This is a genomic window from Nesterenkonia alkaliphila, assembly GCF_009758175.1.
Taxonomy (GTDB): Bacteria; Actinomycetota; Actinomycetes; order Actinomycetales; family Micrococcaceae; genus Nesterenkonia; species Nesterenkonia alkaliphila.
In genome coordinates this window covers 12,213-34,437 of sequence record NZ_WRPM01000080.1, presented here as the reverse complement: position 1 = coordinate 34,437, position 22,225 = coordinate 12,213, and the positions used below count along the sequence as shown (strand labels likewise).

Sequence of the window (22,225 nt, the reverse complement as noted above, 5' to 3'; positions counted from 1 at the left end):
GGTATGGTCTGATCATGCTCAACCTTCACCGCCTGCATCTGCTGCATGAGTTCCGGCTGCGCGGGACGGTCTCAGGGGTGGCCGCCGCTCTGGGCTACAGCGCCTCCACGGTCTCCCAGCAGCTGGCCCAGTTGGAGCACGACGCCGCGGCCTCACTTTTTCAGCGCAGCGGCCGGACCCTGCAGCTCACCACTGCCGGGCTGCGGCTGGCCGAGCACGCCAAGGCGATGCTGGATATGCAGGATGAGGCACTGCGCAGCCTGTCCTCCGCGGAGCCGGAGCTGGGCGGGCTGCTGAGGCTGTCGGTGTTCCAGTCGGTGGGCCTGGCCCTGGTGCCTGCTGCGCTGAGTCAGCTGAAGGCCCAGCACCCGGAGCTGCGGGTGGAGGTGGTCCAGGCTCCCCCGGAGCAGGCGCTGTTTGACTTGGCCGGGCGGCGTCATGACCTGGTGGTGGCCGAGCAGTACCCAGGGATCAGCCGACCCCAGCAGGCGGAGTTCGAAGTAGTGCCGCTGGGCACCGATCGGCTCTGGCTGGTGGTTCCGCCGCAGTTGGCTCAGCTGGAGCCTGAGGATCTGGATGCCTATCCCTGGGTGATGGAGCCGGCCGGCACCGCCTCCCGGCAGTGGTCGCTGCAGCAGTGCCGGGCGCTGGGCTTTGAACCGGATATCCGGTTCACCACTGATGACTTGAGCTCGCATCTGCGCCTGATCGGCGCGGGCCTGGCGGTGGGCATCCTGCCCGAGCTGTTCCTCAACGGCCGGGGGCTGGGCAGCGGCGCTGCGCTCACCCCTGTCAATCGCCCCGGCTGGGGTGGAGCCGGGGCCGAGCGTGACTCAGCCCAACCCGGCGTGGTTCTCAAACCGCTGCCTCAGGATCCGGTGCGCACCATCTTCACCACAGCCCGCCGCTCCTCCACGGAGTCACCGGCGGTGACAGCCTGCCGTGCGGCCCTGACCCAGGCCTTCAACGCTGCGCTGCCCTGAGCTGCCGCTCTCCCGCTGCCTGAGCCGGTGCTTCCGTCCCCCGATGCCGCGACCCGGTGCCTCACTCCGCCGCAGCCGCAACCCGGTGCCGTCTTCCCCCGCAGACGTCCTCCGCCGCCGCCCACCAGCCATCGAGTGCGCAGTGTGTGCAGCATTTCTGGCTGATATGCCCGCGAAGTACCGCACAGGCTGCGCAGCCAACGCGGCGAGGCCCTCAGAGCAGGCGGCCGAGCATCTGGGCCGCCTTTGGGTAGCTGCCTGGATCGCGCCCGGCATAGGTCAGGCGCACATAGGGGGCCACCGGCTCGGCGGGGAACAGCTCATCTCCGGGCACCAGGCTGACCCCCTCCATCTCAGCCCGGCGGGCGAACTGATCCAGGTCCACCCCGTCGGGCAGCCGCGCCCAGAGGTTCAGCCCACCTTTGGGCCGGGTCGCCACGCTCAGCTGGGGCGCAGACTCGGCGAGGCTGCGCAGCAGCAGGTCGCGCCGCGAGCCCAACTGCTCGGTGACATCGCGCAGGTGGCTCTTCCAGGCAGGCTGGCTGACCACATCCAGGGCCACGGCTTGGAGCATATCGCTGACGTAGATGGACTCCGACTGAGCGGCATGCAGCAGTCGGTCCCGGACCGGGCCGCGGGCCACTACTCCGGCCACCCGGACCGCAGAGGAGACGCTTTTGGTCAGCGAGCGCAGATAGACCACATGACCAGCTTCATCCTGGGCGGCCAGCGGCTGAGGCTGCGAATCGATGCCGAAGTCATGGGCCCAGTCATCCTCGATGAGGAAGGCTTTATGCCGGCGGACCGTCTCCAGCACCTGCTGGCCCCGCTCCCGGCTCCACTGCGCGCCGGTGGGATTGGCATAGTTGGGCTGGGCATAGAACGCCCGGGCGCCGGTCTGCGCGAAGGCCCGCTCCAGATCAGCCGGGTCCGGCCCCTCAGAGGAGCTAGGGATCGGCACGATCTCCACATTCGCCTGTGCCGCGGCCAGGATCGCACCCCAGTAGGTAGGTGATTCCATGATCAGCGGCTCCCCCGGCCCGGCCAGGGAACGGAAGGCGGCACTGAGCCCGCCCTGGCTGCCAGGAAAGATGACGACGTCATCCGGGGTGGGCGCGGCCAGCGAGGCGGGCACCTGGGCAGCCAGCTCCGCAGCGAACCAGGCGCGCAGCTCTTGCATCCCAGCAGGCGCGGGGCCGGTCAGGAAGGAACGGTTCCGCGCGGCTCGGCTGAAGGCGGCGCGGATCAGCCGCTCCGGCAGCAGCTGCGGATCAGGAAACCCTGAGCTGAGATCAATAGTGCCGGGGCGGGCCGGGCGCAGTGCGGCGGCCATCTGCACTGAGCGGCTACGGCCGGCACCCAGTGCACCGGTCTGCCAGGAGTAGTCATGAGCCCGGGCCAGCCGGACTGAGCGCACAAAGGTGCCCACCCCCGGCCTAGTCTCTACCCGCCCCTGCGCGGCCAGGCTGCGCAGCGCCTTCTGCACGGTGACCGGACTGGCGGAGTACTCCGCAACCAGGCTGCGGGTGCTGGGCAGCTTGGCCCCCGGCGATGCGGCATCGATCCATCGGCAGAGTCCCTGGATGATCCGCTGACTGCTATCCTGTTGCATGAAAATAGATAGTAGCGCTACTTCTTCTAGCCCGACACCGCTACTCACACCGGGGTCTCCCGCCCAAGGCGTCCTATGGGGCCTCCTGGGGGTGGGGATCTTCTCACTCACCGTTCCCCTCACCCGGATCGCCGTGGCGGATGATGGCCTGAACGCCATGTTCGTAGGCACCGGCCGAGCCGTGATCGCTGGGGTGCTCGCAGCACTAGCGCTGGGACTGCTGCGGCAGCGGCTTCCCCGCACCAGGCAGTGGGCCCGTTTGGCAGTGGTGGCAGCAGGGATAGTCCTCGGCTTCCCGGTACTGACCTCCTACGCCCTGACCGTCTCCACCGCAAGCCATGGGGCAGTGGTCATCGCGCTGCTTCCGGCGGCCACTGCAGTGGTGGCCGTGCTGCGGGCCAAGGAGCGCCCCGGTGTGCTCTTCTGGATAGCCACCGGATGCGGGGCCGTGGCCGCAGTGTGCTTCTCCGCCGTTCACGGTGGGGGATTCGGCGGACTGCACTGGTCTGATCTGCTGCTGCTGGCTGCTGTGATCGTGGCTGCCTTCGGATACGCCGAAGGGGGCCTGCTGGCCCGCGAACTCGGCGCCTGGCAGACCATCTCCTGGGCCCTGGTGATGAGCCTTCCGCTGATGGTGGTGCTCACTGTGCTGGCTGCGCTGCACCAGCCGCCCTCGGGCACTGCCGCGCAGTGGGGAGCGTTCCTCTATCTGGGCGTAATGTCCATGTTCCTAGGCTTCTTCGCCTGGTACCGGGGGCTGGGCATCGGTCCGGTATCCCGGATCAGCCAGGTTCAGCTGGTGCAGCCGGTGATGAGTCTGTGCTGGGCTGCCCTGCTGTTGGGCGAGCCGCTGACAATGTTGACGGTAGGGGGCGGCGGCATCGTCATCCTCTGTGCGGCTGCGGCGGTGAACTCCCGGCTCCTCAGCCGGCGCAGGATGAGTCCGGCTGGTGGAAAAAGCTGCACTGAGGATGCCGTTCTCACGGCGGGGAAGTAGGTTCTGACTGTGACGACGTTTCTGCCGCTGATCCTGTTCTTCCTAGCCGGAGCCGGGACACCGGGACCGAATAACACGATTGCCATGGCCTCCGGGGCCAACTACGGGTTCCGGCGCACAATCCCGTGCATCGCCGGGGTCAATGTGGGGTTCCCGGTGATGCTGATCCTGGTGGGCCTGGGGCTGGGCGGAGTGCTCACCCAATGGCCCTGGGTCTTGGATGTGCTGCGGCCCATCGGGGTGCTCTACCTGCTGTGGTTGGCATGGCATATTGCTGCGGCCCCCACTGATGTGCAGGCCCGTGGGCAGGGCAGACCACCGGGGTTCGTGCAGATGGCGCTGTTCCAGTTCGTCAACCCCAAAGCCTGGACCTTGGTGGTGGCCGCGGTGTCCACCTACACCGGGTTCTGGGAGAACTTCTTTGCCGAGGTGCTGATGATCGCCCTCGTCGCGCTGCTCTTCAGCACCCCGTGTACAGCCGTATGGGCGCTGCTGGGCGTCGGCGCCGGCAAGGTGATATCCAAACCGGCCCACATGCGGGCGTTCAACGTAGTCATGGCCGGGCTGCTGGTGGTATCACTCATCCCGGCTGTGATCGAGATCTGGGAGTCGGTTCCCTAGTCCCAGCGGCGCGCACGTCACGACCTGGCCCGCACAACCGCTCAGGCAGCTGAATTGATAGCGTCGCAGCTATGGACATTCGCATCGCCGCCTATGCGGTTATCACCGATGAGACGGGGCGGATGCTGCTGCCGCGCCTGACCGCTGAGTTCGATCATCGCTGGGCCCTGCCCGGCGGCGGCATCGACCCCGGAGAGGATCCGGCTAATGCCGCGGTCCGCGAAGTCTTCGAAGAGTCCGGATATCACGTGGAGATTGACGAGCTGCTGGGCATCGACAATCTGGTGGTCCCTGGTGAGAAGCGGCTGAAGAAGTCCAAGCGGGCAGGTATCCCCCTGCAGAACCTCCGGATCGTCTACCGGGCACATATCACCGGCGGACAGCTCACCGCAGAGGCCGAGGGCTCCACAGACGACGTCGCCTGGTTCACCCAACCCGAGATCGACAGTCTGAAACGGGTGGAGCTCATCGACACTGCCCGCAGATTGGCCGGTCTGATCCGCTGACCCGCAGCCCACACCCTCAGGTGCTCCTCCGGGGCCGGCGGCGCCAGCGGCGCCTGAGCATCTTCACATGGGGGGCAGCACCGGCGGCGGAACCTGTTCCGGTCAGGGTCAGACCATTGCTGAGCACCACCAGCAGGATCCCGCCCCAGGCAATCAGCGGCAGCTGCTCCTGGAGCAGAAGCAGTCCGATCACGGCAGCGAACAGAGGGTTCAGCGACATCCCGACCCCGAAGACCAGCGGGCTGATGTGCCGCAGGACGATCAGGTCCAAGGCGTAGGGCACCGCTGTGGAGAGCAGCCCGGCCACTGCCGCGAAGAGGTAGGCCTCGAACGGGGGCTGGAGATGCCAGACGATGATGGCCAGGACTGGCAACATGCCCAGCGAGGAGAGGATGGTGGCCGCTGCAGTGCCCTGCACCCCCTGGACTCGCTGACCCACCACCCGGTTGGTGAGGATATAGCCGGCCCAACAAACGGCAGCGACCAGAGCAATACCGATGCCCAGAAAGTCGGTGGTGGGGCTGGGCCGAGTCAGCACGATCACCCCTAGCAGCGCCAGTCCGGCCGCGCAGATGTCCCGGCCTCGGCGGGAGGACCAGATGGCGACCCCCAGCGGTCCCAGGAATTCAATGGTCACCGCCATGCCCAGTCCGATCCGATCCAGGGCGGTGTAGAGGGCGGCGTTCATCGTGGCGAAGAAGAAGGCCAGCAGCGCCACCGCCCTCCACTGCGAGGCGGTGAAGCTGCGCAATGAAGGGCGGGAGATGGAGCACAGAGCTATCGCAGCGGCAATCTGCCGCACGGCCACCACCCCCAAGGGGCCCAGGGTGCCGAAGGCGAAGGACCCCACCGCAGCCCCGGTCTGGGTACTGGCCGCACTGGTAGCGATGAGGGCGAATCCCCGCCCCGGCCTACCTTCGAGTCTGCTGCTCACTGCACTATTCTCCGCCGGCCTGATGATTGCGCCGCTGCGCCGCGGCGGCCCACCAGGCTCCGGCGATGATCATTGCGCATCCGGCCAACTGCCAGGCCGTGGGGATGTCGCTGAACAGCAGCACGCCGAGCAGGATCGCGAAGATCGGCCCGGTCAGCATCAGGGTGCTGGCCAGCACCTCGTTGAGACCGGTCATCGCAATGTTGAAGCACAGGTAGACCACCACCTGCCCCACGAAGGCCAGGGCGACCAGCCAGAGCCAGTCGACCCCGGCGCCCGGCAGCTCAAAGCGGCCGGAGACCACGGCGGCACCACCGGCAGTGAGCCCGGCGGTGAGGCAGACGATGGTCACTACCGTGAACGGAGCGGGTCGGATAGTGGGCGGGGAGGTCCTGCGGATGATGGCCAGATAGCTGGCATAGGCGACCCCGGCAATCAGCCCGGCCACAATGCCGAACCAGTTGAGGGCGGCGTCGTCGAATGCACCTGCCGCAAACGCCACCCCCAGCACCATCAGCGGCACGATCACCGCCAGCTGCTTCATAGGCCGGGTGCCCTCCAGCGCCCAGGCGATCAGCGGGAGGATCACAATCTGGATATTGATCAGCACTGTTGCCAGGCCCGGGCCGATCAGTCCGATGGAGGTGTTGTAGAAGCTGTAGTCCACCCCGATGGCCACCCCGGCCACGGCCGCCCCGATCAGGGTGGACTTGGGCAGCGCCTGGCCCCGGTCCACCCGGCGCAGCTCCCAGAGCACCAGAGGCAGCAGCATAGGAACGGCCAGCAGGCAGCGGAAGGCTGCCACAGTCATCGGCTCGGCACCGAGGTTGAAGATGATGGAGGCCGAGCCCGCCATGGCCAGCGAACCCAGCAGCATCAGCGCCACACCGCGCCCGGGAGTAATCACTTCCGCATTCTAGAACGGGGGCCGCAGTTCAGCCGAAGCGGCGCAGGCGCAGGCTGTTGGCCACTACCGACAGTGAGGAGAGCACCATGGCGGCTCCGGCCAACATGGGGTTGAGCAGACCTGCGGCCGCCAGGGGGATGGCCGCAGTGTTGTAGAGGAAGGCCCAGAAGAGGTTCTGCCGGATAGTGCGCAGCGTCTTTCTGGACAGCCGCACCGCATCGGCCACTGAGCGCAGGTCACCGCGGATCACGGTGATATCGGCGGCGTCGATGGCCACATCTGTTCCTGTGCCCATGGCGATCCCCAGCTCCGCCTGGGCCAGGGCAGCGGCGTCGTTGACCCCGTCGCCGACCATGGCCACGGTCCTGCCTGCGGCCTGCAGCTCTTTGACGGCCTGCACCTTGTCCTCGGGGAGAGCCTCAGCGATTACCTGCTGGATGCCGACCTCATCGGCCACGCGCTGTGCAGCCCCCTGGTTGTCCCCGGTGAGCAGCACCGGCTCCATACCGAGGGCCTTGAGCTGCGCCACGGCTTCAGCGGAGGTCTGCTTCACCGTGTCCGCCACGGTGATCACCCCGGAGAACTCCCCGTCCACGGCGACCAGCACGGCGGTGGACCCGCGGGACTCTGCGCGGGAGATCAGTCCATTGACCTGTTCAGGGAGTACGACGCCGTGGGCTCCCATCAGGTGCCGGCGGCCTATCAGCACCTGGTGACCCTCCACGATGCCGGATACCCCACGGCCCTCGTGATTGCGGAACTGGGAGGGTGGCGGCAGCGTGCCCTGGGTGGAGCCCAGGGACTCACGGGCCGCATTGGTGATCGCGCGAGCCACCGGATGCTCGGAGGCGGACTCCAGCCCGCCGGCCAGGCGCAGCAGCTGGGAGTCGCTTCGCTCACTCTCCTCAATCGCCTCGGAAGACTCAGCACCAGCGCTGGTCTTCGCTCGGCTCAACCGGGAGCCCTCATTCTCACCACCCCATTGCCTGGCGGAGAGCAGGGAGGTAACCTGCATGGCCCCGGTGGTGACGGTGCCGGTCTTGTCCAGCACGACGGTGTCGAGCCCGCGGGAGGATTCCAGCACCTCCGGGCCTTTGATGAGAATGCCCTGCTGGGCGCCGCGTCCGGTGCCGACCAGCAGCGCAGTGGGGGTGGCCAGTCCCAGGGCGCAGGGACAGGCGATGATCAGCACGGCGACCGCTGCGGTGAACGCAGCCTCGGCCGGGGCACCCAGGATCAGCCAGAGGACCAGGGTCACGGCGGTGATCAGCAGCACGATGGGTACGAAGATCCCGGAGATCCGGTCAGCCAGCCGCTGCACCTCGGCCTTGCCGGACTGGGCCTGCTCCACCAACTGCGCCATTTGAGCCAGCTGGGTGTCAGCGCCGATGCGGGAGGCGCGGACCACCAGCCGGCCGGAGGTGTTGATGGTGGCCCCGACCACCGGGTCGCCCTGGGCAACTTCCACCGGTACCGACTCTCCGGTGAGCATGGACATATCCACTGCTGAGGCTCCGGAGACCACCGTGCCGTCGGTGGCGATCTTCTCCCCCGGGCGCACCACAAACTGGTCATCCACCGAGAGCTCTTTGATGGGCAGCCGGATCTCCCGGCCCTCTTTCAGCACGGCGACGTCTTTGGCGCCCATGTTCAGCAGCGAGCGCAGCGCGGCCCCGGCGCTGGCCTTGGAGCGCTTCTCGAAGTATCGGCCCAGCAGCAGGAAGGTGGTGACGGCAGTAGCCACCTCGAAGTACACATTCGCAGCACCCATGGAGTGCCCCGAGAGCCAGTAGGGCTCGTCGAAGAGGCTGAACTCATGGCGCATGGCCGGGTCTCCGGCATGACCCAGGAGCAGAGCGTAGAGCGACCAGCCCAAGGCAGCCAAAGTACCCAGGGAGATCAGGGTGTCCATAGTCGCGGTGGCGTGGCGGGCGTTGAGCGCGGCGGCGCGGTGGAAGGGCCAGCCGGCCCACAGCACCACCGGCAGGCTCAGCGCCAGTGAGACCCAGGTCCAGTAGTCGAACTGGGTGGCTGGGACCATGGCCCAGAGCACCACAGGTGCGGTGAGGATTCCGGCGATGATCAGCCGGGTCCGCAGGATTTTCAGGTCTCGGGCAGCTGGGGAGCCGGCGGCGTCGTCGTCGCTTGCCACATCCGGGGGGAGCTCTGCAGTGTATCCGGTCTTCTCCACAGTGCTGATGAGGGTATCGAGGAACTGCTGCCGGTCAGGGTCATCCGCAGTGCTGGGCTCGGCGACGGAGATCCAGGCCTTCTCCGTGGCGTAGTTGACGCTGGCGGTGACGCCCTCGAGCTTGTTGAGCTTCTTCTCCACCCGGTTGGCGCAGGCCGCACAGGTCATTCCGCCGATGGCCAGCTCGATGCGCTGGGCCTCGGTGCGGGAGGAGGCGTCCTGGGTCATGGTGCGGGCACTGCCTGGTAGCCGGCCTCGTCGACAGCTTCGATGATGGCGGAGTCCGGCAGGTCTGCACCCTCAGCGAGGGTGACCCTGAGCTCACCGGTGGAGGCTGAGACGGCGATCTCTTCGATCCCTGTGAGCTCGGCCAGCTCGCTGCGCACCGCGGATTCACAGTGGCCGCAGGACATTCCGGTGACAGTGAAATTCTTGGTAGTCATACCGGTGGCAACAGCCGACGACGACGCCATCTTCCCTCAGACGCCGAAGAGCACACGTCAAGCTGGGGTCAACGTCCAGCCCAGGTTCCCCCAAGAGTGGTGTTGGACGCTCAGGACTGTTGCAACCGAACCCCAACCAAGGAGGCCTCCGATGACCATCGGCGGATCTATCGTTCTGTTTGTGATCGGCGCAATCCTCAGCTTCGCGGTGGCCGACCGCATAGACGCCGTGGACCTCACCATGGTCGGCTACATCCTGATGGGCGCAGGCGTGGTCGGGTTCATCGCCGGACTCGTCCTGCGCGGCCGCTCCGCCCATCCCCGCGATCCGGGGGTGTAGCTCGTCCGCGCTCCTTACCGCCTGGTGAAGTCCTGAGCACAAAGAAGCGGCCCGGCAGTGCGCCCTGCATTGCGCAGACTGCCGGACCCCTCCATCCCTGACCCGCATGCGTCAGGGGTTCGCCCTCATCGCACCTGTGAAGAGGGGGTCTTTATCGAGGATCAGTGATCGTGATCATCATCCTCGTCGTCATGGTCGTGATCATGGTCGTCGTGGTCATCGTCGTCGTGATCATGGTCGTGATCGTGGTCATGCCCATCGTGGTCATGTCCGTGATCGTCGTCGTAATCGGAAGAGACACCCTCTACTGCGCGGCCGTCGAGCACGATGATCTCGTTGGGCACAAAGTCAACCTCACCGGTGGCGATAATCTCACCCTCAGCCAGGTCCAACAGATGGATCTGCTGGCTGTCCGGGTCCGTGATGTAGAGCAGGTCACCGTTGGCGCGGATGGCTGGCCGGGGAGTCTGCCACTCCTCGGGCTCGGTCCACTCGTCCAGCACCTGGATCTGGTCGAGGGTCTCACCAGTCTCGGGGTCAATGATGTGCAGCTGACCATCCTCAGTGAGCACCAGGGCCTCACCCTCGGGCCCCCGCTGCAGGTTGCGCCAGTTGTAGGGGGAGCCCACGTCAACGGTGGTGATCTCGCCGGTCTCCACATTGGCCAGAGCCACTGAGGTCATCGGCTCCTCGCCGTCTGGGTCAGTGCGGTAGTCGCCCAAAAAGACCGGCGACCCCTCGGCCGGGAAAAGGTTGCCGATGCGGGAGTATTCCTCGCCGGTGCTCAGCTTCTCGAACTCAGCCCCGTCCCAGACCAGCACGCCGTCCTCGCAGCCCACGGCGATAATGCCCTCTGGGCCGGCAGCCTCCCCGTGGACCCCGGGGCATTCCTCGCTGCGGGCGATCTCCTCCCCGTCTGCATCAAGGAACCGAGCGCCAGAGCGGTCCTCCAGGGTTTCCAAGCGGGAGCCGTCCTCATTGACCACGGCCACACCGTGGTGGACCCCCTCAGTCTCGTAATCCGCGATGGTCTCGATCGCATCGGCCTCCACATCCAGCTCCGAGAGGTCGATGGCGTGATACTCCCCCGTGCCGTCGAAGAACAATGCCCCGATACCGTCATGGGAGACCACATGGGCAGGGGTCTCACCATCCAAGGTCACATCGGAGAGATACGGGTCGGTGGTGTAGAAGTCATCGTGATCTCCATGCGGCACACCCCAGGTGCCGCTATCGATCAGCCGGAAACTGTCACCCTCACTGAGGAAGGCATGGCGGCCATCGCCGGCCTTGTTCACGCGCACAAAGCCCTCGGCGTCAAAGTCGCCGAGCACCTCGATGCTGACCCCGTCCAGCACCGCGACTCCGCCATCGTAGGTGACCACCAGCCGGGGCTGCGGCCCGCCTGCCTCATGGGTGGGGCGGTCGGAGGGCTCTAGTGCCTCGGCCTCGTCCTCCTCCTCTTCCTCGTGGCCGTGATCATCGTCGTCATGATCGTCATCGTCATGGTCGTCGCCGTCTTCAGCATCGGCGGTGCCCACCTGGTCTTCCTCCGTCTCTTCCGCCTCGCCGTTGTCATCGCCGCAGGCGGCCAGGGCAAGGGCTGAGATCAGTGCTACTGAGGTGAGAGTGCTCATCTTTTTGTTCATGCAAGTCATTCTCACCTAGTTTCATCCGTTCTTGCAAATCGTTCGCAACAGATGGACAGCAGGAGAAGTACGACGCCGCCACACCACGTATCAGAGGGATATCGGAGAATCAGCGGCTCATGAGATGCCGATCTTCCGATAAGCCCCTGATTTGCTGACCTTGCCGAAGGCCGCACACATGCAGCGGAGGGCCCCGCACCCCCGCGGGACCCTCCGGCTATTCAGTTGACTATTCAGTTGTGGTTTCCGCTCCCCCGGTCTGTTCGAGGTGTGAACAGCTCAGTTCACCGCCTCGTCAAGTGCATCGATCTGGGCCTGGACGACCCCTTGGATCTCCTCGGAGTCGATATCACCCTCGGCAACGAAGAACACATGGTTGTGCCCGAAGCTGGCGCCGCCGATGTGGACCTGCTCGGCACTGAGCCCGTCACTGAACTCCACGCTGAAGCCGTCAAAGGTCTCATAGGGCTCGATCTCCACGCTGACCGGGCCCTGGGTGATGGAGGTGCCGCACTCTTCGATGATGTCGCTGTAGTAGCCGGAGTAGAGGTCATGCTCCACCGGTGTGCTGGCCAGGGCCACCATGGCGAAGTTGCCGTCCACTGAGACCGGCAGGATCACCAGGTATTCGGTTTCCTCCCTGATGTCGTCAAAGTCCTGGACCGCCTGCTCGCATTCAGCGCTGACCTGAAAACCGGTCAGGCTGAAGTCCTTGTTCAGATAGCCCTCACTCTCCGGGCCGCCGACCACAACGCCTTCCTCGGTGATCTGGATGTCATCAGCATCAGAGGCCTGGGCGTAGGCTTCATCGACGTACTGGCGATCCACCTCCCAGTTCTCGGGAAGATCCTCCGCTTCAAGCAGAGCCTGCACCAGGTCATCGCCGCTCATCGGCTCATCGAGTATCCAGCTGTACCCGTCCTCAGGCTCCGCCTCATCGCGGTCAGGGCGTTGATCGAGATCCCCCTGCCCTGCCCCTTCGTCCTCGCCCTCCGAGTCAGAGCCGAATCCGAGGCCGGCATCCTGATCCTCCTCATCCTCCGGCGAGTCATCATCATCGGCGGCGGCCTGGTCGAGGATCTCAGGAAACTCGCCACCATTCTCGAGCTCCTCCAGAAGCTGGGTGATGAGCTGGTCGAGCATCTCCTCATCGAGACCCTCGTAGACATCCGCCTGGGCCGGCACCGCGGCGGCACCCAGCGTGATTCCGAGTGCCGTTGCACCTGCAGCACAGGCGGAGAGTGCCCTACGGCGCAGGCTGCGGGTGGCGGTCCGGGTCTGAGCTGCGTTCGGCTCCATGATCAACACCTTCCAGTGTGTTTGCTCCAGCAAATGGTTACGTTGCAACTGTAAACCAAGTAATTTGCGATTGCAACCCTGAGTGTCGAATGTGTCCGGATTCGGGTGCGGCGGAAGCGGGACGCAGTGCTGTCGCCGCTGCGCTTCCGCAGTGCGGGAAGTCGGTCACCTTGGGTTTACACCGACGTCAAGGGCGGGTAACGGCCTGGACCTACGCTGAGTCAGCGAGGAGGTGACTATGGGGGAACTGGCCCGGGACGTGGTGGAGGAGCACCACTATCTGCGCGCGCGCACAGCACGGGGCACGGTGGAGATCATCAACAACCTGGTGTGCCTGCCCGGTGAGGAGCCGGTGCGTCTGGCCCCAGGGCCGATGTCGGTGATGCGCGTGCTGGTCAAAGCACAGGGCGCGGTCATCTCCCGCGAGCATCTGCTCCGGGTGCTGCCGAACTGCGGCTCGGTGCACGGACTGGAAATGTGGGTCTCCCGCCTGCGCCAGGCACTGCCCGACCCGGATGCGGTGCAGACTGTGGTCAAACGCGGCTATCGCCTGGCGCTCTAATATCCCAGCGGCGGGCGCATGTGTCTCACCTTCGGTACTCCAACAGTGGCCGCGGCCTCCACACCATAAAGTCGGCGTCACTACGTTCCCCGCCTCACAGGGCGCTAAATTTAAGGCCGCCGCAGGTAAGTCAGGTCGAAGATCCTGCGCCCGGCCTCCAGCGCCTTCTGCTCGAAATCGGTGACCACCCGGGCAGCAAAGCGCGGCGCCCAACCGCCCTCGTGGTCAAGGGCCTCTGCCAGCGGCAGCGGCTGGGTGGGCTTGCCCAGGCTGGCAGCGTCCAGATCGCCCAGCCGCACGGCGGTCAGCGGGGACTGCTCCCCGGCCTGTTCTCCTGCATGCGGGTTGCCGAACAGGTCCGAGGCTCCGATCACCTCGCGCATCTGCACCGCATAATCTGCCCAGTCGGTGGCCAGCCGCCATACCCCGGTGGGAGCGATCACCCGGGCAGCCTTCTCCACAAAGAGCGGCTGGACCAGGCGGCGCTTCTTATGCTTGGACTTATGCCAGGGATCGGGGAAGAAGACCCACAGCTCCGCCACTGATGCTGCAGGCAGCAGCTTGTCCAGCACCTCCACCGCATCCAGGCAGGCCACCCGCACATTGCTCAGTCCCTCGCGCCGGATCCGGGAGGCCAGTTGGGCGGCCCCGGGGCGGTAGACCTCAATGGCCAGGAAGTCGGTGTCCGGGTTGTGCGCGGCCGCAGCGGCCACCGCCTCCCCGGAGCCGGAGCCGATCTCCACGATCAGCGGGGCCCTCCTGCCGTACTCGGCCGCCCAGTCGATGCTGAACCCCTCAGCCACGGCAGTGTCCCGGTCCCCGGTGGGCACATCAAGCAGCTCACGTCCCAGTGCGGTGTCCCAGGCCCGCTGATAGCTGGGTTTGAGCCGGTTGGAGCGCCGCACAAAGGACAGCGGCTTACGGTGATGTCTCTGCTCAGTTTCGGCCATAGGGAGAAAGTCTAATCCTCGTAGTCTTCGAGGATCTCACCGGCCTCGATGAGGAACTGGCGCAGCAGCGGGCCGTTATCGGTGGAGCCCCATTCGCCCTCTTCGAGGAAGATCGCCACCGCCAGATCCCCCTGGGAGCCGATCACCCAGGTGTGCGGGGCGTCTCCGGCGGCCTCAGCCGTACCGGTCTTGGCGTAGACGTGGGGGCCGGGGATGGGGTCCAGGAAGCTCAGAGTGCCGTACTCGACGGTCCCGCTGAGCAACTCCCGCAGAGCCGCGGCCTCATCCTCGGTGAGCCCGCCCTCTGCGGGATGGTCCTCACGCTCCACCAGCCATGGGTGCACAGTGCGCCCGTCGGCGATTGAGGCGGAGACTGCGGCCATTCCCAGGGCTGAGGCTTCCACGGTGCCCTGGCCGAAGAGGTTTGAGGCATGCAGGTTCAGTTCAGCATCCTCCGGGACCTGCGCCTTGATGGCATGGACTCCGATACCTACGTTGTTGTCCATGCCCAGGTCAACTGCCGCCTGGGCAAGATCAGCGGAGGTGACGTCGTCGTAGGCTGCTACAAAGGCGGTGTTGCAGGAGACTGCCATGGCGGTGCTGAAGGGAATGCTGCCTACATATTGGCTGTCGAAGCCCACCACGTTCTGAAACTGCTGGCCGTGCACGATCACGGAGTTAGGGCACTGCACGGTGGAGCTGGGGCTGAGCCCGTCACGCAGCATGGCCAGCCCGGAGACCACTTTGAAGGTGGAGCCGGGCGCGTAGGTGGACTGGGTGGCAGTGTCCACAGAGGAAGACTCAGTGTTGTGGCTGGCCGCAGCCAGGATGGCCCCGGTGGAGGGCCGGATGGCCACGATGGCCGCGGTGACCTCCTGTTCGTCCACCATGTCCTGGGCCAGGTCCTGGACCCGCGGCAGCAGGCCGGTGTGCACGTCCTCCCCCTCCTGGGGAGCCACCGAGTACAGTTCGGTCTCACCCATGGTGATCCGCATACCGGGGCTGCCGCGCAGGGTGTCCTCGTGCACCGACTGGATGCCGGAGAGCCCGATCATATCCCCTGGGTTCAGGGTGGGATCGTTCTCGAGGTGCTCGGCGGTGACCTCACCGACCCGGCCCAGGAGATTGGGGGCGAAATCGGCACGTTCTGCCAGGGGCATCTGTTCGTAGATCAGGTGCACCCCGGGGATGTCCTCCACATCGGCGGCGCTGACGTGGCCGCCGTCGATGCGGACGGTGATCGCATCCACCCAGGCCTGCTCGCCGTAGGAGAGCACCCGCTGCTCATAGGTCTCCGGGTCGATGCCCACCACCTGGGCCAGTTCCCGGGCGGCGGCAGTCTGTTCCTCCTCGGACTCCAGCTGGGTCTTGTCGAGCCCGATACGCACCACATCGCGGTTGTGCACGATGGAGCGTCCGGTGCCGTCCATGATCCGGCCGCGGTCCGGGGCCGTGGTGGAGATGCTGATCGGCTCGTGGCCGGCATAGCCGGGCAGCAGGAGCTGGGTGGATCCGTCGAGCAGCCAGGTGTCGGTCTCCTCATCGTAGGTGTAGGAGCCGGTGGTGGTGTAGCTCCACTCTTCACCCTCCACGCCGATCTCCTCGAGGTCCCAGCTGTGCTCAAAGGTGGCCTCAGCAGTGGGCGGGCGCACCGAATCCTCAGCAGGTTCGGTTACCTCTATCTCGCTGACCTGGACCTCGGGGGTCAACTCGCCGAAGGGTTCGTGGAGGTTCTCGGCCGCATCAGCCAGGGTCTGCGCCGAACCTTCGGCCAGGGGCAGCTCGGAGAAGTCGCCGCTGGCGATGGCATCGGCGGTGGCCTGGACCGCACCGTCAGGCTCCGTGCGTTCCTCCTCCTGACCACAGGAGGTGGCCAGGCTCAGCACAGCGGCACAGAGTACGACGCCGCCTGCCCACCTGGAAATTTTCACCCGTTCAGTCTACGTGCTGGTCCCCACCTGCTGCCGGTCAGGCTCAAGTGTGGGCGCTCGCTAGCGCTCCCGCTGCCGATCTCGCCAGATGATCAGTTCGCGCCCGGCCGGCCGTGGCCGCTGACCGCGGGGCACAGTCACTACGTCACCGCCGGAGCCCACGGCGAAGACGCGGGTCCCGGTGGGATTGCGCTGCGACTCTCGCAGAGCCTGGCGCAGCTCGGCGACCTCGGACTCTAGGTCCTCCACCCGGTTCTGCAGGGCCAGGATTCGCCGGATCCCCTCGAGGGAGACGCCTTCAGAGCTGAGCTGCTGGATCTGGCGCAGCTGCTCGATGTCATAGGGGGAGTACCGCCGGTGACGTCCGCCCTGCCTTCGGGGAGTGACCAGGCCGAGCCGGTCATACTGGCGCAGGGTCTGCGGGTGCATATCGGCCAATTCGGCGGCCACGGAGATGACGAAGAGCGGATCATGCCGATGAGCGGCGGCCAACATCCGTGGGTCCTCGCTGTACTCCGCGATGTTCTCCCGGATCCGAATACTGTAGGCCACGCTGTTCACCTCCTTTGTCCCATGGCAACTCTGTCCCATTACAACGCTGCTTTGGCCAGCAGACCTTCCCGCGGGTCAGATCCGCGTGTTGCTTCTGCGAAGGCCCGCACAGCGGCTTCGGCCGCTTCATTGAGCTGCTCCGGGACCACCACCTCGAGCACCACCAGCATGTCTCCTCGGGTGTTCTTCCGGTGGATTCCTTGGCCTTTGAGGCGCAGGGTCTTCCCTGTGCTGGAACCTGCCGGGACGCGGATCCTGACCTTCTCGCCGTGGACGGTGGGCACTTCCACGGTGGTGCCCAGCGCCGCCTCGTCGAAGCTCACCGGCAGGTGGATGCGGATATTGTCCCCGTCGCGCTCAAAGAACGGGTGGTCCTGCACCGAGACCTCCACCAACAGATCACCGGAGCCTCCCGGACCCTGTTGGCCCTTGCCCTTGACCCGGACCTTTTGGCCCTCTCGGATGCCGGCCGGGATCCGCACATCAATCACGTTGCCGCTGGGCTCGCGCAGCCCCACTGTGGTGCCGCGGACCGCGCCTTTGAAGGAGATGGTGGTCTTGGCGGTGCGGTCGGCACCCTTGGCCGGGGCGCCGCGGCGGGAGCCGAACCGGGAGCCCATACCGCCGAAAATATCCTCAAACCCGCCGGGGAAGCGGCCTGCGCCGGGTTCCCCGCGGTCGCCGAAGAGGCCGCCGAACAGGTCCTCGAAGCCGCCGCCCTCCCCGCCTGGGCTGCCGGAGAAACGCGCTCCGGAGCCCATGGCACGGATGGCGTCGTACTGCTGGCGCTGCTCGGGATCCGAGAGCACCGAGTGTGCCTCAGAGATATCCTTGAACCTCTGCTCAGCGCTGACATCGCCGGGATTCTTATCCGGGTGATGCTGACGGGCCAGCTTGCGGTAGGCCTTCTTGATCTCCTCGGCGGAGGCGTCCTTGGCCACGCCAAGCACGCTGTAGAAGTCTTTGTCTATCCAGTCCTGTGAAGCCATGAACACCTCCTACCTGGGAGTCCTCGGGTTTACTCTTCTGTCTTCTGTTCCGGGCCGGTGGAAACGATGACCTGGGCTGCGCGCAGCAGCCGGTCGCCGAAGCGGTAGCCCGAACGTACCACCACGGCGATATGGTCGGCCTCAACCTCCTCGCTGGGCTGCTGCATGATCGCCTCGTGGGCGTTGGGGTCGAAGCTCTCCCCGACTGCCCCGACTGCGGAGAGACCCTGCTGGGTCAGCACCTGCTCCAGCCGCGAGGCGATATGGGCAAAGGGACCATCCTGGAGGTCTCCGGCCTGCCGGGCGGCAGCGATGTCATCGAGCACCGGCATCAGGTCAGCAATCAGCTGTCCCTTGACCCGGTCCTTCTCCACCGCCCGGTCACGTTCGACCCGGCGGCGGTAGTTGACATACTCGGCCTGGACCCGGCGCAGGTCGTTCTCCAACTCGGCCTCACGGTCACTCGTGAAAGCCGCCTCCAGCGGCTGAGAGGCGAGCGGGGTCTCCCCGCCGCCGGGACCAGCGCCGCCCTGCTGGGCCAGTTCCTCCTCAGCAGCCTCGATCCGGCTCTGTGGTTCGGTTTCGACCCCGCCTGCGGCCTGGTCCAGCGGGACCTCACGCAGTTCCGGCTCCTCGGCGACCTCCGGGTCTTCAGGGGCGAAGTCCGGCGCCGTTTCGGCTTGACCAGAGCCCAACGGGGGTTCCCCGCCGGCGGGATCAGCACCGTCGCCCTCCTCACCGGCGGGCTCCTCGTGGGCCTGCTGCACCTCAATGGCCTCATCGGGAACATCGGCCAGAATCCGCTCCGCCTCAGCTAAGGGATCAGCCGCGGGATCAGTGGCTGCGGCCTCCCGGTCCTCCGCTGTGGCCTCGCCCTCCGCCAGCTTCTCGGCATCATCGGGCCGGTACTTGCGCTTATCAGTGAACCGGATCGGTTCTTCGGGGTTGTACTTGTCCTCTGCCATCGCAGTGTCCTCCTGTCAGGGCCCGGCTGCACCATCTCTGAGACGGTGCAGCCGGGGGAAGTCCTCTTGGGCCTGTTACTGCTTGCTGCTCTCGGCGTCGTCGTCCTCGTCCACGACCTCAGCATCGACGATATCCTCGTCCGCCGGGGCATCGCCGGCAGGTGCCTCTTCAGCACCCGGGGCGGCAGAGTCAGCGCCCTGGGCATAGAGCGCCTCACCGATCTTGACCTGGGAGGCCTGCAGCTTCTCGAATGCGGCAGAAACCTCATCATCATTGTCGGTTCCCTCAAGAGCCTTCTTCAGCGCATCTACATCGGCCTGGACCTCGGTCTTGACCTCCTCGGGGAGCTTCTCGGCATTGTCCTTGAGCAGCTTGTCCACGGAGTAGGCAGTGGCCTCGGCGGCATTGCGCTTCTCGGCGGCCTCCCGGCGCTTCTTGTCCTCCTCGGCGTGCTTCTCAGCGTCGGCAACCATGCGGTCGATGTCCTCCTTGTCCAGGGAGGTGCCGCCGGTGATGGTCATCGACTGCTCGGTGCCGGTGCCCTTGTCCTTGGCGGAGACGTGCACGATGCCGTTGGCGTCGATGTCGAAGGTGACCTCGATCTGAGGCATACCGCGCGGGGCGGGAGCGATGCCGGTGAGCTCGAAGGTGCCCAGCGGCTTGTTGTCCCGGGTGAACTCGCGCTCGCCCTGGAAGACCTGGATGGCCACCGAGGGCTGGTTGTCCTCCGCGGTGGAGAAGACCTCAGACTTCTTGGTGGGAATGGCGGTGTTGCGCTCGATGAGCTTGGTCATCACTCCGCCCTTGGTCTCGATGCCCAGGGACAGCGGGGTGACATCGATGAGCAGCACGTCCTTGCGCTCACCGGCCAGCACACCGGCCTGCAGGGCAGCGCCCACGGCTACCACCTCATCGGGGTTGACACTCTTATTGGCCTCCTTGCCGGTGAGCTCCTTGACCAGCTCAGCCACCGCGGGCATCCGGGTGGAACCGCCCACCAGGATCACGTGGTCGATCTCGGAGATCTTGGCCCCGGCCTCACTGAGCACATCGTGGAAGGGCTTCTTGGTCCGCTCCAGCAGATCGGCAGTCAGGTCCTCGAACTTGGCCCGGGACAGGGTCTCGTTGACGTGCACCGGGGCACCCTCATGCTGGGTGGCGTAGGGGATGTTGATATTGGCGCTGGTGGTGGAGGAGAGCTCCTTCTTGGCACGCTCGGCCTCCTCCTTCAGGCGCGGCACGGCGATCTTGTCCTTGGAGAGGTCCACCCCCTCCTTGGCCTTGACCTGCTGGACCAGCCAGTCGATGATCCGCTGGTCCCAGTCGTCGCCGCCCAGCCGGTTGTCACCGGCAGTGGCGCGGACCTGGATGGTGGAGAAGTCGTCCTCATCCTTGCCGACCTCCAGCAGGGAGACGTCGAAGGTGCCGCCGCCGAGGTCGAAGACCAGGATCTGCTCGTCCTCCTTGCCCTTCTCCAGGCCGTAGGCCAGGGCGGCTGCGGTGGGCTCGTTGACGATGCGCGAAACCTTCAGGCCGGCGATCTCCCCGGCCTCCTTGGTGGCTTGGCGCTCGGCGTCGTTGAAGTAGGCGGGCACAGTGATGACGGCCTCGGTGACATCCTCGCCCAGGTAGGACTCGGCGTCGTGCTTGAGCTTCATCAGGGTGCGGGCGGAGATCTCCTGGGGGGTGTACTTCTTCCCGTCGATCTCGGTGCTCCAGTCGGTGCCCATATGGCGCTTGACGGAGGCGATGGTGCGGTCCGGGTTGGACACCGCCTGGCGGCGGGCGACCTCGCCCACCAGCACTTCGCCGGTCTTGGAGAAGGCCACCACGGATGGGGTGGTGCGGGCACCCTCAGCATTGGCGATCACGGTGGGCTCGCCACCTTCGAGGACGGTCACCACTGAGTTGGTGGTTCCGAGGTCAATTCCGACTGCGCGGGACATCTGGGCTCCTTTCGTCAGGACATCTTCAGGCGTGCATCTCGCAGTTGAGCGAGTTCGGCTCAAGTCTGAAACTTGAGCGGACCCTTGTCAAACTGACTTGAGTCAGGTGCACTCAACTTTGCCTTCACGTACCCGCAACGACGCCGCCGACTCCCCTATTCCCGTTCCTGCCCGCTCTGGGCAGTACACGACGACATGTCATCCTCACAGGGAGGACGTCGTCACCTACTGCCCAGTACAACCGTTCAGGCCCGCGATTCTGAGCAGAAGCCTACGACGCCGCCAGATTAGGTGGCATTCATCGTCACCTTCTGCTCATCCACAGGGACAGACCTCTGAGACAGATCGATCTACATCTGGATGCCGATGAGCTTGGTCTCCAGGAACTCGTCGATGCCGGTATCCCCGCCCTCGCGCCCGAGACCGGACTCCTTGATCCCGCCGAAGGGTGCTGCCGGATTGGACACTACGCCCTGGTTGAGCCCCACCATGCCCGACTCCAATGCTTCGGCCACCCGCAGAGCACGGGTGAGGTCATGGGTGAACACATAGTTGACCAGCCCGTACTGCGTGTCATTGACCCATTCGATGACCTCCTCCTCAGTCTCGAAGGGGGTCAGCGGGGCGACCGGCCCGAAGATCTCCTCGTTCCACATCCGGGCACTCGGCGGCACCTCCTTCAGCACTGTGGGCTGGTAGAAGAAGCCCTCCCCCTCCCCGGTCTCGGCACCGAGGACCACCTGGGCCCCTTTGCCCACGGCGTCGTCGACCAGCTCTTTGACCTTGGCCTGCTGCTTGGCGTCCACCATGGGGCCCACCTGCACCCCATCCTCCACGCCACGGCCGACTTTGAGTCCGCCCATTCGTTCGGCCAGCTTCTCGGCGAAGGGCTCGATCACGCTGCGGTGCACAAAGATCCGGTTGGCCGCGGTGCAGGCCTCGCCGGAATTGCGCATCTTGGCCTGCATCGCGCCCTCCACCGCCTGATCCAGATCAGCGTCATCAAAGACTACGAACCCGGCATTGCCGCCGAGCTCCATAGAGGTGCGCATCACCTTCTCCGCACACTGCTCCAGCAGTTTCTTGCCCACCGCCGTGGAACCGGTGAAGGAGAGTTTGCGGGCGATCCCGGAGCGGATCAGCGGTTCCATCACTTTCCCCGCCGTGGAGGTCACCACAATATTGACCACCCCCGCAGGCACTCCGGCATCCTCCAGAACCTGCGCCAGGGCCAGCATGGACAGCGGGGTCAGCTCAGCGGGCTTGAGCACACTGGTGCAGCCGGCGGCGATGGCCGGGCCCAGTTTCCGGGTGCCCATAGCCAACGGGAAGTTCCATGGGGTGATGAGGATGGAGGGACCCACCGGCTCCCTGCGCACGATAAACCGCGCATTGCCCGCCGGGGCGGTCTGGTAATTGCCACTGATCCGGGTGGCCTCCTCGGCGAAGTGCCGGAAGAACTCGGCGGCGTAGTTGACCTCCCCATAGGCATCAGCCAGAGGTTTGCCCATTTCCAGGGTCATCAGCAGGGCGAGGTCATCCTTGCGCTCATGCATCAGTTCAAAGGCGCGCATGAGCATATCGGCGCGCTTGCGCGGGGGGACCGCGGCAAATTCCTGCTGTGCGGCCTCAGCGGCTCGCAGTGCATCCCAGCCGTCCTCCTCAGAGGCATCGGCGACCCGGCACAGCGTACGCCCGGTGGAGGGGTCCAGCACCTGAAGGGTGGCTCCACTGCGGGCCTCGCGCCACTGCCCGTTGATGTAGAGCTGCTTAGGGGCGGCCTCAACAACTGCGGTCTCTTGGTCTTGGGCAACTGAAGTCATATGTGTAGCCTAGATCAGGATGCA

The 22,225-nt window shown here is 65.8% G+C and carries 20 protein-coding genes; 6 read left to right on the top strand and 14 right to left on the bottom strand.

Annotated elements, in window-relative coordinates; translation table 11 throughout:
• The first annotated feature begins 14 nt into the window (after window positions 1-14).
• A complete protein-coding gene (locus tag GNZ21_RS11370; protein WP_157324431.1) occupies window positions 15-983 on the top strand; it encodes a LysR family transcriptional regulator in 969 nt (322 codons plus the stop codon).
• A 214-nt stretch (window positions 984-1,197) separates the two neighbouring features.
• On the opposite strand, the gene GNZ21_RS11365 is transcribed toward GNZ21_RS11370, so the two are convergent.
• Window positions 1,198-2,595, bottom strand: a complete 1,398-nt coding sequence (locus GNZ21_RS11365) for an aminotransferase-like domain-containing protein (RefSeq protein ID WP_157324429.1) — start codon at window positions 2,593-2,595, stop codon at window positions 1,198-1,200.
• On the opposite strand from GNZ21_RS11365, the gene GNZ21_RS11360 reads away from it, so the two are divergent.
• From GNZ21_RS11360 to GNZ21_RS11350, 3 genes are all read left to right on the top strand, one after another.
• A complete protein-coding gene (locus GNZ21_RS11360; RefSeq protein ID WP_157324427.1) occupies window positions 2,594-3,592 on the top strand; it encodes a DMT family transporter in 999 nt (332 codons plus the stop codon). The two genes, GNZ21_RS11365 and GNZ21_RS11360, sit on opposite strands and share 2 nt — an antisense overlap.
• A gap of 9 nt (window positions 3,593-3,601) precedes the next feature.
• Window positions 3,602-4,213, top strand: a complete 612-nt coding sequence (locus tag GNZ21_RS11355; protein ID WP_198346013.1) for a LysE family translocator — start codon at window positions 3,602-3,604, stop codon at window positions 4,211-4,213.
• A gap of 71 nt (window positions 4,214-4,284) precedes the next feature.
• A complete protein-coding gene (locus GNZ21_RS11350; protein ID WP_157324425.1) occupies window positions 4,285-4,719 on the top strand; it encodes an NUDIX hydrolase in 435 nt (144 codons plus the stop codon).
• Window positions 4,720-4,735: 16 nt separating this feature from the next.
• Here the strand turns inward: GNZ21_RS11350 and GNZ21_RS11345 are convergent, their stop codons facing one another.
• The 4 genes from GNZ21_RS11345 to GNZ21_RS11330 are packed head-to-tail and all read right to left on the bottom strand — an operon-like array spanning window position 4,736 to window position 9,194.
• Window positions 4,736-5,653 (bottom strand): EamA family transporter, encoded by a 918-nt coding sequence (locus tag GNZ21_RS11345; protein WP_229659508.1) that lies wholly within the window; start codon window positions 5,651-5,653, stop codon window positions 4,736-4,738.
• Between the two features lie 4 nt (window positions 5,654-5,657).
• Window positions 5,658-6,560 carry a DMT family transporter gene (locus tag GNZ21_RS11340; protein WP_157324423.1) on the bottom strand — a complete coding sequence of 301 codons (903 nt, stop codon included), beginning with the start codon at window positions 6,558-6,560 and terminating at the stop codon, window positions 5,658-5,660.
• 28 nt (window positions 6,561-6,588) lie between these two features.
• Window positions 6,589-8,979, bottom strand: coding sequence for a heavy metal translocating P-type ATPase (locus GNZ21_RS11335; RefSeq protein ID WP_157324421.1), 2,391 nt, complete (start codon window positions 8,977-8,979; stop codon window positions 6,589-6,591).
• Window positions 8,976-9,194: a heavy-metal-associated domain-containing protein gene (locus tag GNZ21_RS11330; protein WP_157324419.1), complete on the bottom strand. Its 219-nt coding sequence runs from the start codon at window positions 9,192-9,194 to the stop codon at window positions 8,976-8,978. Before GNZ21_RS11330 ends, GNZ21_RS11335 begins: the two co-directional genes overlap by 4 nt.
• A 151-nt stretch (window positions 9,195-9,345) precedes the next feature.
• Between GNZ21_RS11330 and GNZ21_RS11325 the strand changes: the two genes are divergently transcribed.
• Window positions 9,346-9,534: a DUF6458 family protein gene (locus tag GNZ21_RS11325; protein WP_157324416.1), complete on the top strand. Its 189-nt coding sequence runs from the start codon at window positions 9,346-9,348 to the stop codon at window positions 9,532-9,534.
• A 161-nt stretch (window positions 9,535-9,695) separates the two neighbouring features.
• On the opposite strand, the gene GNZ21_RS11320 is transcribed toward GNZ21_RS11325, so the two are convergent.
• Window positions 9,696-11,171 (bottom strand): PQQ-binding-like beta-propeller repeat protein, encoded by a 1,476-nt coding sequence (locus tag GNZ21_RS11320; RefSeq protein WP_198346012.1) that lies wholly within the window; start codon window positions 11,169-11,171, stop codon window positions 9,696-9,698.
• A 291-nt stretch (window positions 11,172-11,462) separates the two neighbouring features.
• Window positions 11,463-12,482: a hypothetical protein gene (locus tag GNZ21_RS11315; protein WP_157324412.1), complete on the bottom strand. Its 1,020-nt coding sequence runs from the start codon at window positions 12,480-12,482 to the stop codon at window positions 11,463-11,465.
• A 238-nt stretch (window positions 12,483-12,720) separates the two neighbouring features.
• On the opposite strand from GNZ21_RS11315, the gene GNZ21_RS11310 reads away from it, so the two are divergent.
• On the top strand, window positions 12,721-13,044 hold the full coding sequence (locus GNZ21_RS11310; RefSeq protein ID WP_157324410.1) for a winged helix-turn-helix domain-containing protein: 324 nt from the start codon (window positions 12,721-12,723) through the stop codon (window positions 13,042-13,044).
• Between the two features lie 110 nt (window positions 13,045-13,154).
• On the opposite strand, the gene trmB is transcribed toward GNZ21_RS11310, so the two are convergent.
• The 7 genes from trmB to GNZ21_RS11275 all read right to left on the bottom strand — a co-directional run bounded on the left by trmB (window position 13,155) and on the right by GNZ21_RS11275 (window position 22,201).
• On the bottom strand, window positions 13,155-13,994 hold the full coding sequence (gene trmB, locus GNZ21_RS11305; protein ID WP_157324408.1) for a tRNA (guanosine(46)-N7)-methyltransferase TrmB: 840 nt from the start codon (window positions 13,992-13,994) through the stop codon (window positions 13,155-13,157).
• 11 nt (window positions 13,995-14,005) lie between these two features.
• Window positions 14,006-15,925, bottom strand: coding sequence for a penicillin-binding transpeptidase domain-containing protein (locus tag GNZ21_RS11300; RefSeq protein WP_157324406.1), 1,920 nt, complete (start codon window positions 15,923-15,925; stop codon window positions 14,006-14,008).
• A gap of 60 nt (window positions 15,926-15,985) precedes the next feature.
• On the bottom strand, window positions 15,986-16,420 hold the full coding sequence (locus tag GNZ21_RS11295; protein ID WP_157324480.1) for a heat shock protein transcriptional repressor HspR: 435 nt from the start codon (window positions 16,418-16,420) through the stop codon (window positions 15,986-15,988).
• A gap of 95 nt (window positions 16,421-16,515) precedes the next feature.
• Window positions 16,516-17,466 (bottom strand): DnaJ C-terminal domain-containing protein, encoded by a 951-nt coding sequence (locus GNZ21_RS11290; RefSeq protein WP_157324404.1) that lies wholly within the window; start codon window positions 17,464-17,466, stop codon window positions 16,516-16,518.
• 29 nt (window positions 17,467-17,495) lie between these two features.
• Window positions 17,496-18,431 (bottom strand): nucleotide exchange factor GrpE, encoded by a 936-nt coding sequence (locus tag GNZ21_RS11285; RefSeq protein ID WP_157324402.1) that lies wholly within the window; start codon window positions 18,429-18,431, stop codon window positions 17,496-17,498.
• A 75-nt stretch (window positions 18,432-18,506) separates the two neighbouring features.
• Complete coding sequence (dnaK, locus tag GNZ21_RS11280) at window positions 18,507-20,378, bottom strand: molecular chaperone DnaK (protein ID WP_157324399.1); 1,872 nt, start codon at window positions 20,376-20,378, stop codon at window positions 18,507-18,509.
• 350 nt (window positions 20,379-20,728) lie between these two features.
• Window positions 20,729-22,201, bottom strand: a complete 1,473-nt coding sequence (locus GNZ21_RS11275; RefSeq protein WP_157324396.1) for an NAD-dependent succinate-semialdehyde dehydrogenase — start codon at window positions 22,199-22,201, stop codon at window positions 20,729-20,731.
• Window positions 22,202-22,225: the final 24 nt, after the last annotated feature.

Coding starts and splice junctions, on each gene's coding strand:
- GNZ21_RS11370 (WP_157324431.1), top strand. CDS start 15: ATGCTCAACCTTCACCGCCTGCATCTGCTGCATGAGTTCCGGCTGCGC.
- GNZ21_RS11360 (WP_157324427.1), top strand. CDS start 2,594: ATGAAAATAGATAGTAGCGCTACTTCTTCTAGCCCGACACCGCTACTC.
- GNZ21_RS11365 (WP_157324429.1), bottom strand. CDS start 2,595: ATGCAACAGGATAGCAGTCAGCGGATCATCCAGGGACTCTGCCGATGG.
- GNZ21_RS11350 (WP_157324425.1), top strand. CDS start 4,285: ATGGACATTCGCATCGCCGCCTATGCGGTTATCACCGATGAGACGGGG.
- GNZ21_RS11335 (WP_157324421.1), bottom strand. CDS start 8,979: ATGACCCAGGACGCCTCCTCCCGCACCGAGGCCCAGCGCATCGAGCTG.
- GNZ21_RS11330 (WP_157324419.1), bottom strand. CDS start 9,194: ATGACTACCAAGAATTTCACTGTCACCGGAATGTCCTGCGGCCACTGT.
- GNZ21_RS11325 (WP_157324416.1), top strand. CDS start 9,346: ATGACCATCGGCGGATCTATCGTTCTGTTTGTGATCGGCGCAATCCTC.
- GNZ21_RS11320 (WP_198346012.1), bottom strand. CDS start 11,171: ATGAGCACTCTCACCTCAGTAGCACTGATCTCAGCCCTTGCCCTGGCC.
- GNZ21_RS11315 (WP_157324412.1), bottom strand. CDS start 12,482: ATGGAGCCGAACGCAGCTCAGACCCGGACCGCCACCCGCAGCCTGCGC.
- GNZ21_RS11310 (WP_157324410.1), top strand. CDS start 12,721: ATGGGGGAACTGGCCCGGGACGTGGTGGAGGAGCACCACTATCTGCGC.
- trmB (WP_157324408.1), bottom strand. CDS start 13,994: ATGGCCGAAACTGAGCAGAGACATCACCGTAAGCCGCTGTCCTTTGTG.
- GNZ21_RS11295 (WP_157324480.1), bottom strand. CDS start 16,420: ATGTTGGCCGCCGCTCATCGGCATGATCCGCTCTTCGTCATCTCCGTG.
- GNZ21_RS11290 (WP_157324404.1), bottom strand. CDS start 17,466: ATGGCTTCACAGGACTGGATAGACAAAGACTTCTACAGCGTGCTTGGC.
- GNZ21_RS11285 (WP_157324402.1), bottom strand. CDS start 18,431: ATGGCAGAGGACAAGTACAACCCCGAAGAACCGATCCGGTTCACTGAT.
- dnaK (WP_157324399.1), bottom strand. CDS start 20,378: ATGTCCCGCGCAGTCGGAATTGACCTCGGAACCACCAACTCAGTGGTG.
- GNZ21_RS11275 (WP_157324396.1), bottom strand. CDS start 22,201: ATGACTTCAGTTGCCCAAGACCAAGAGACCGCAGTTGTTGAGGCCGCC.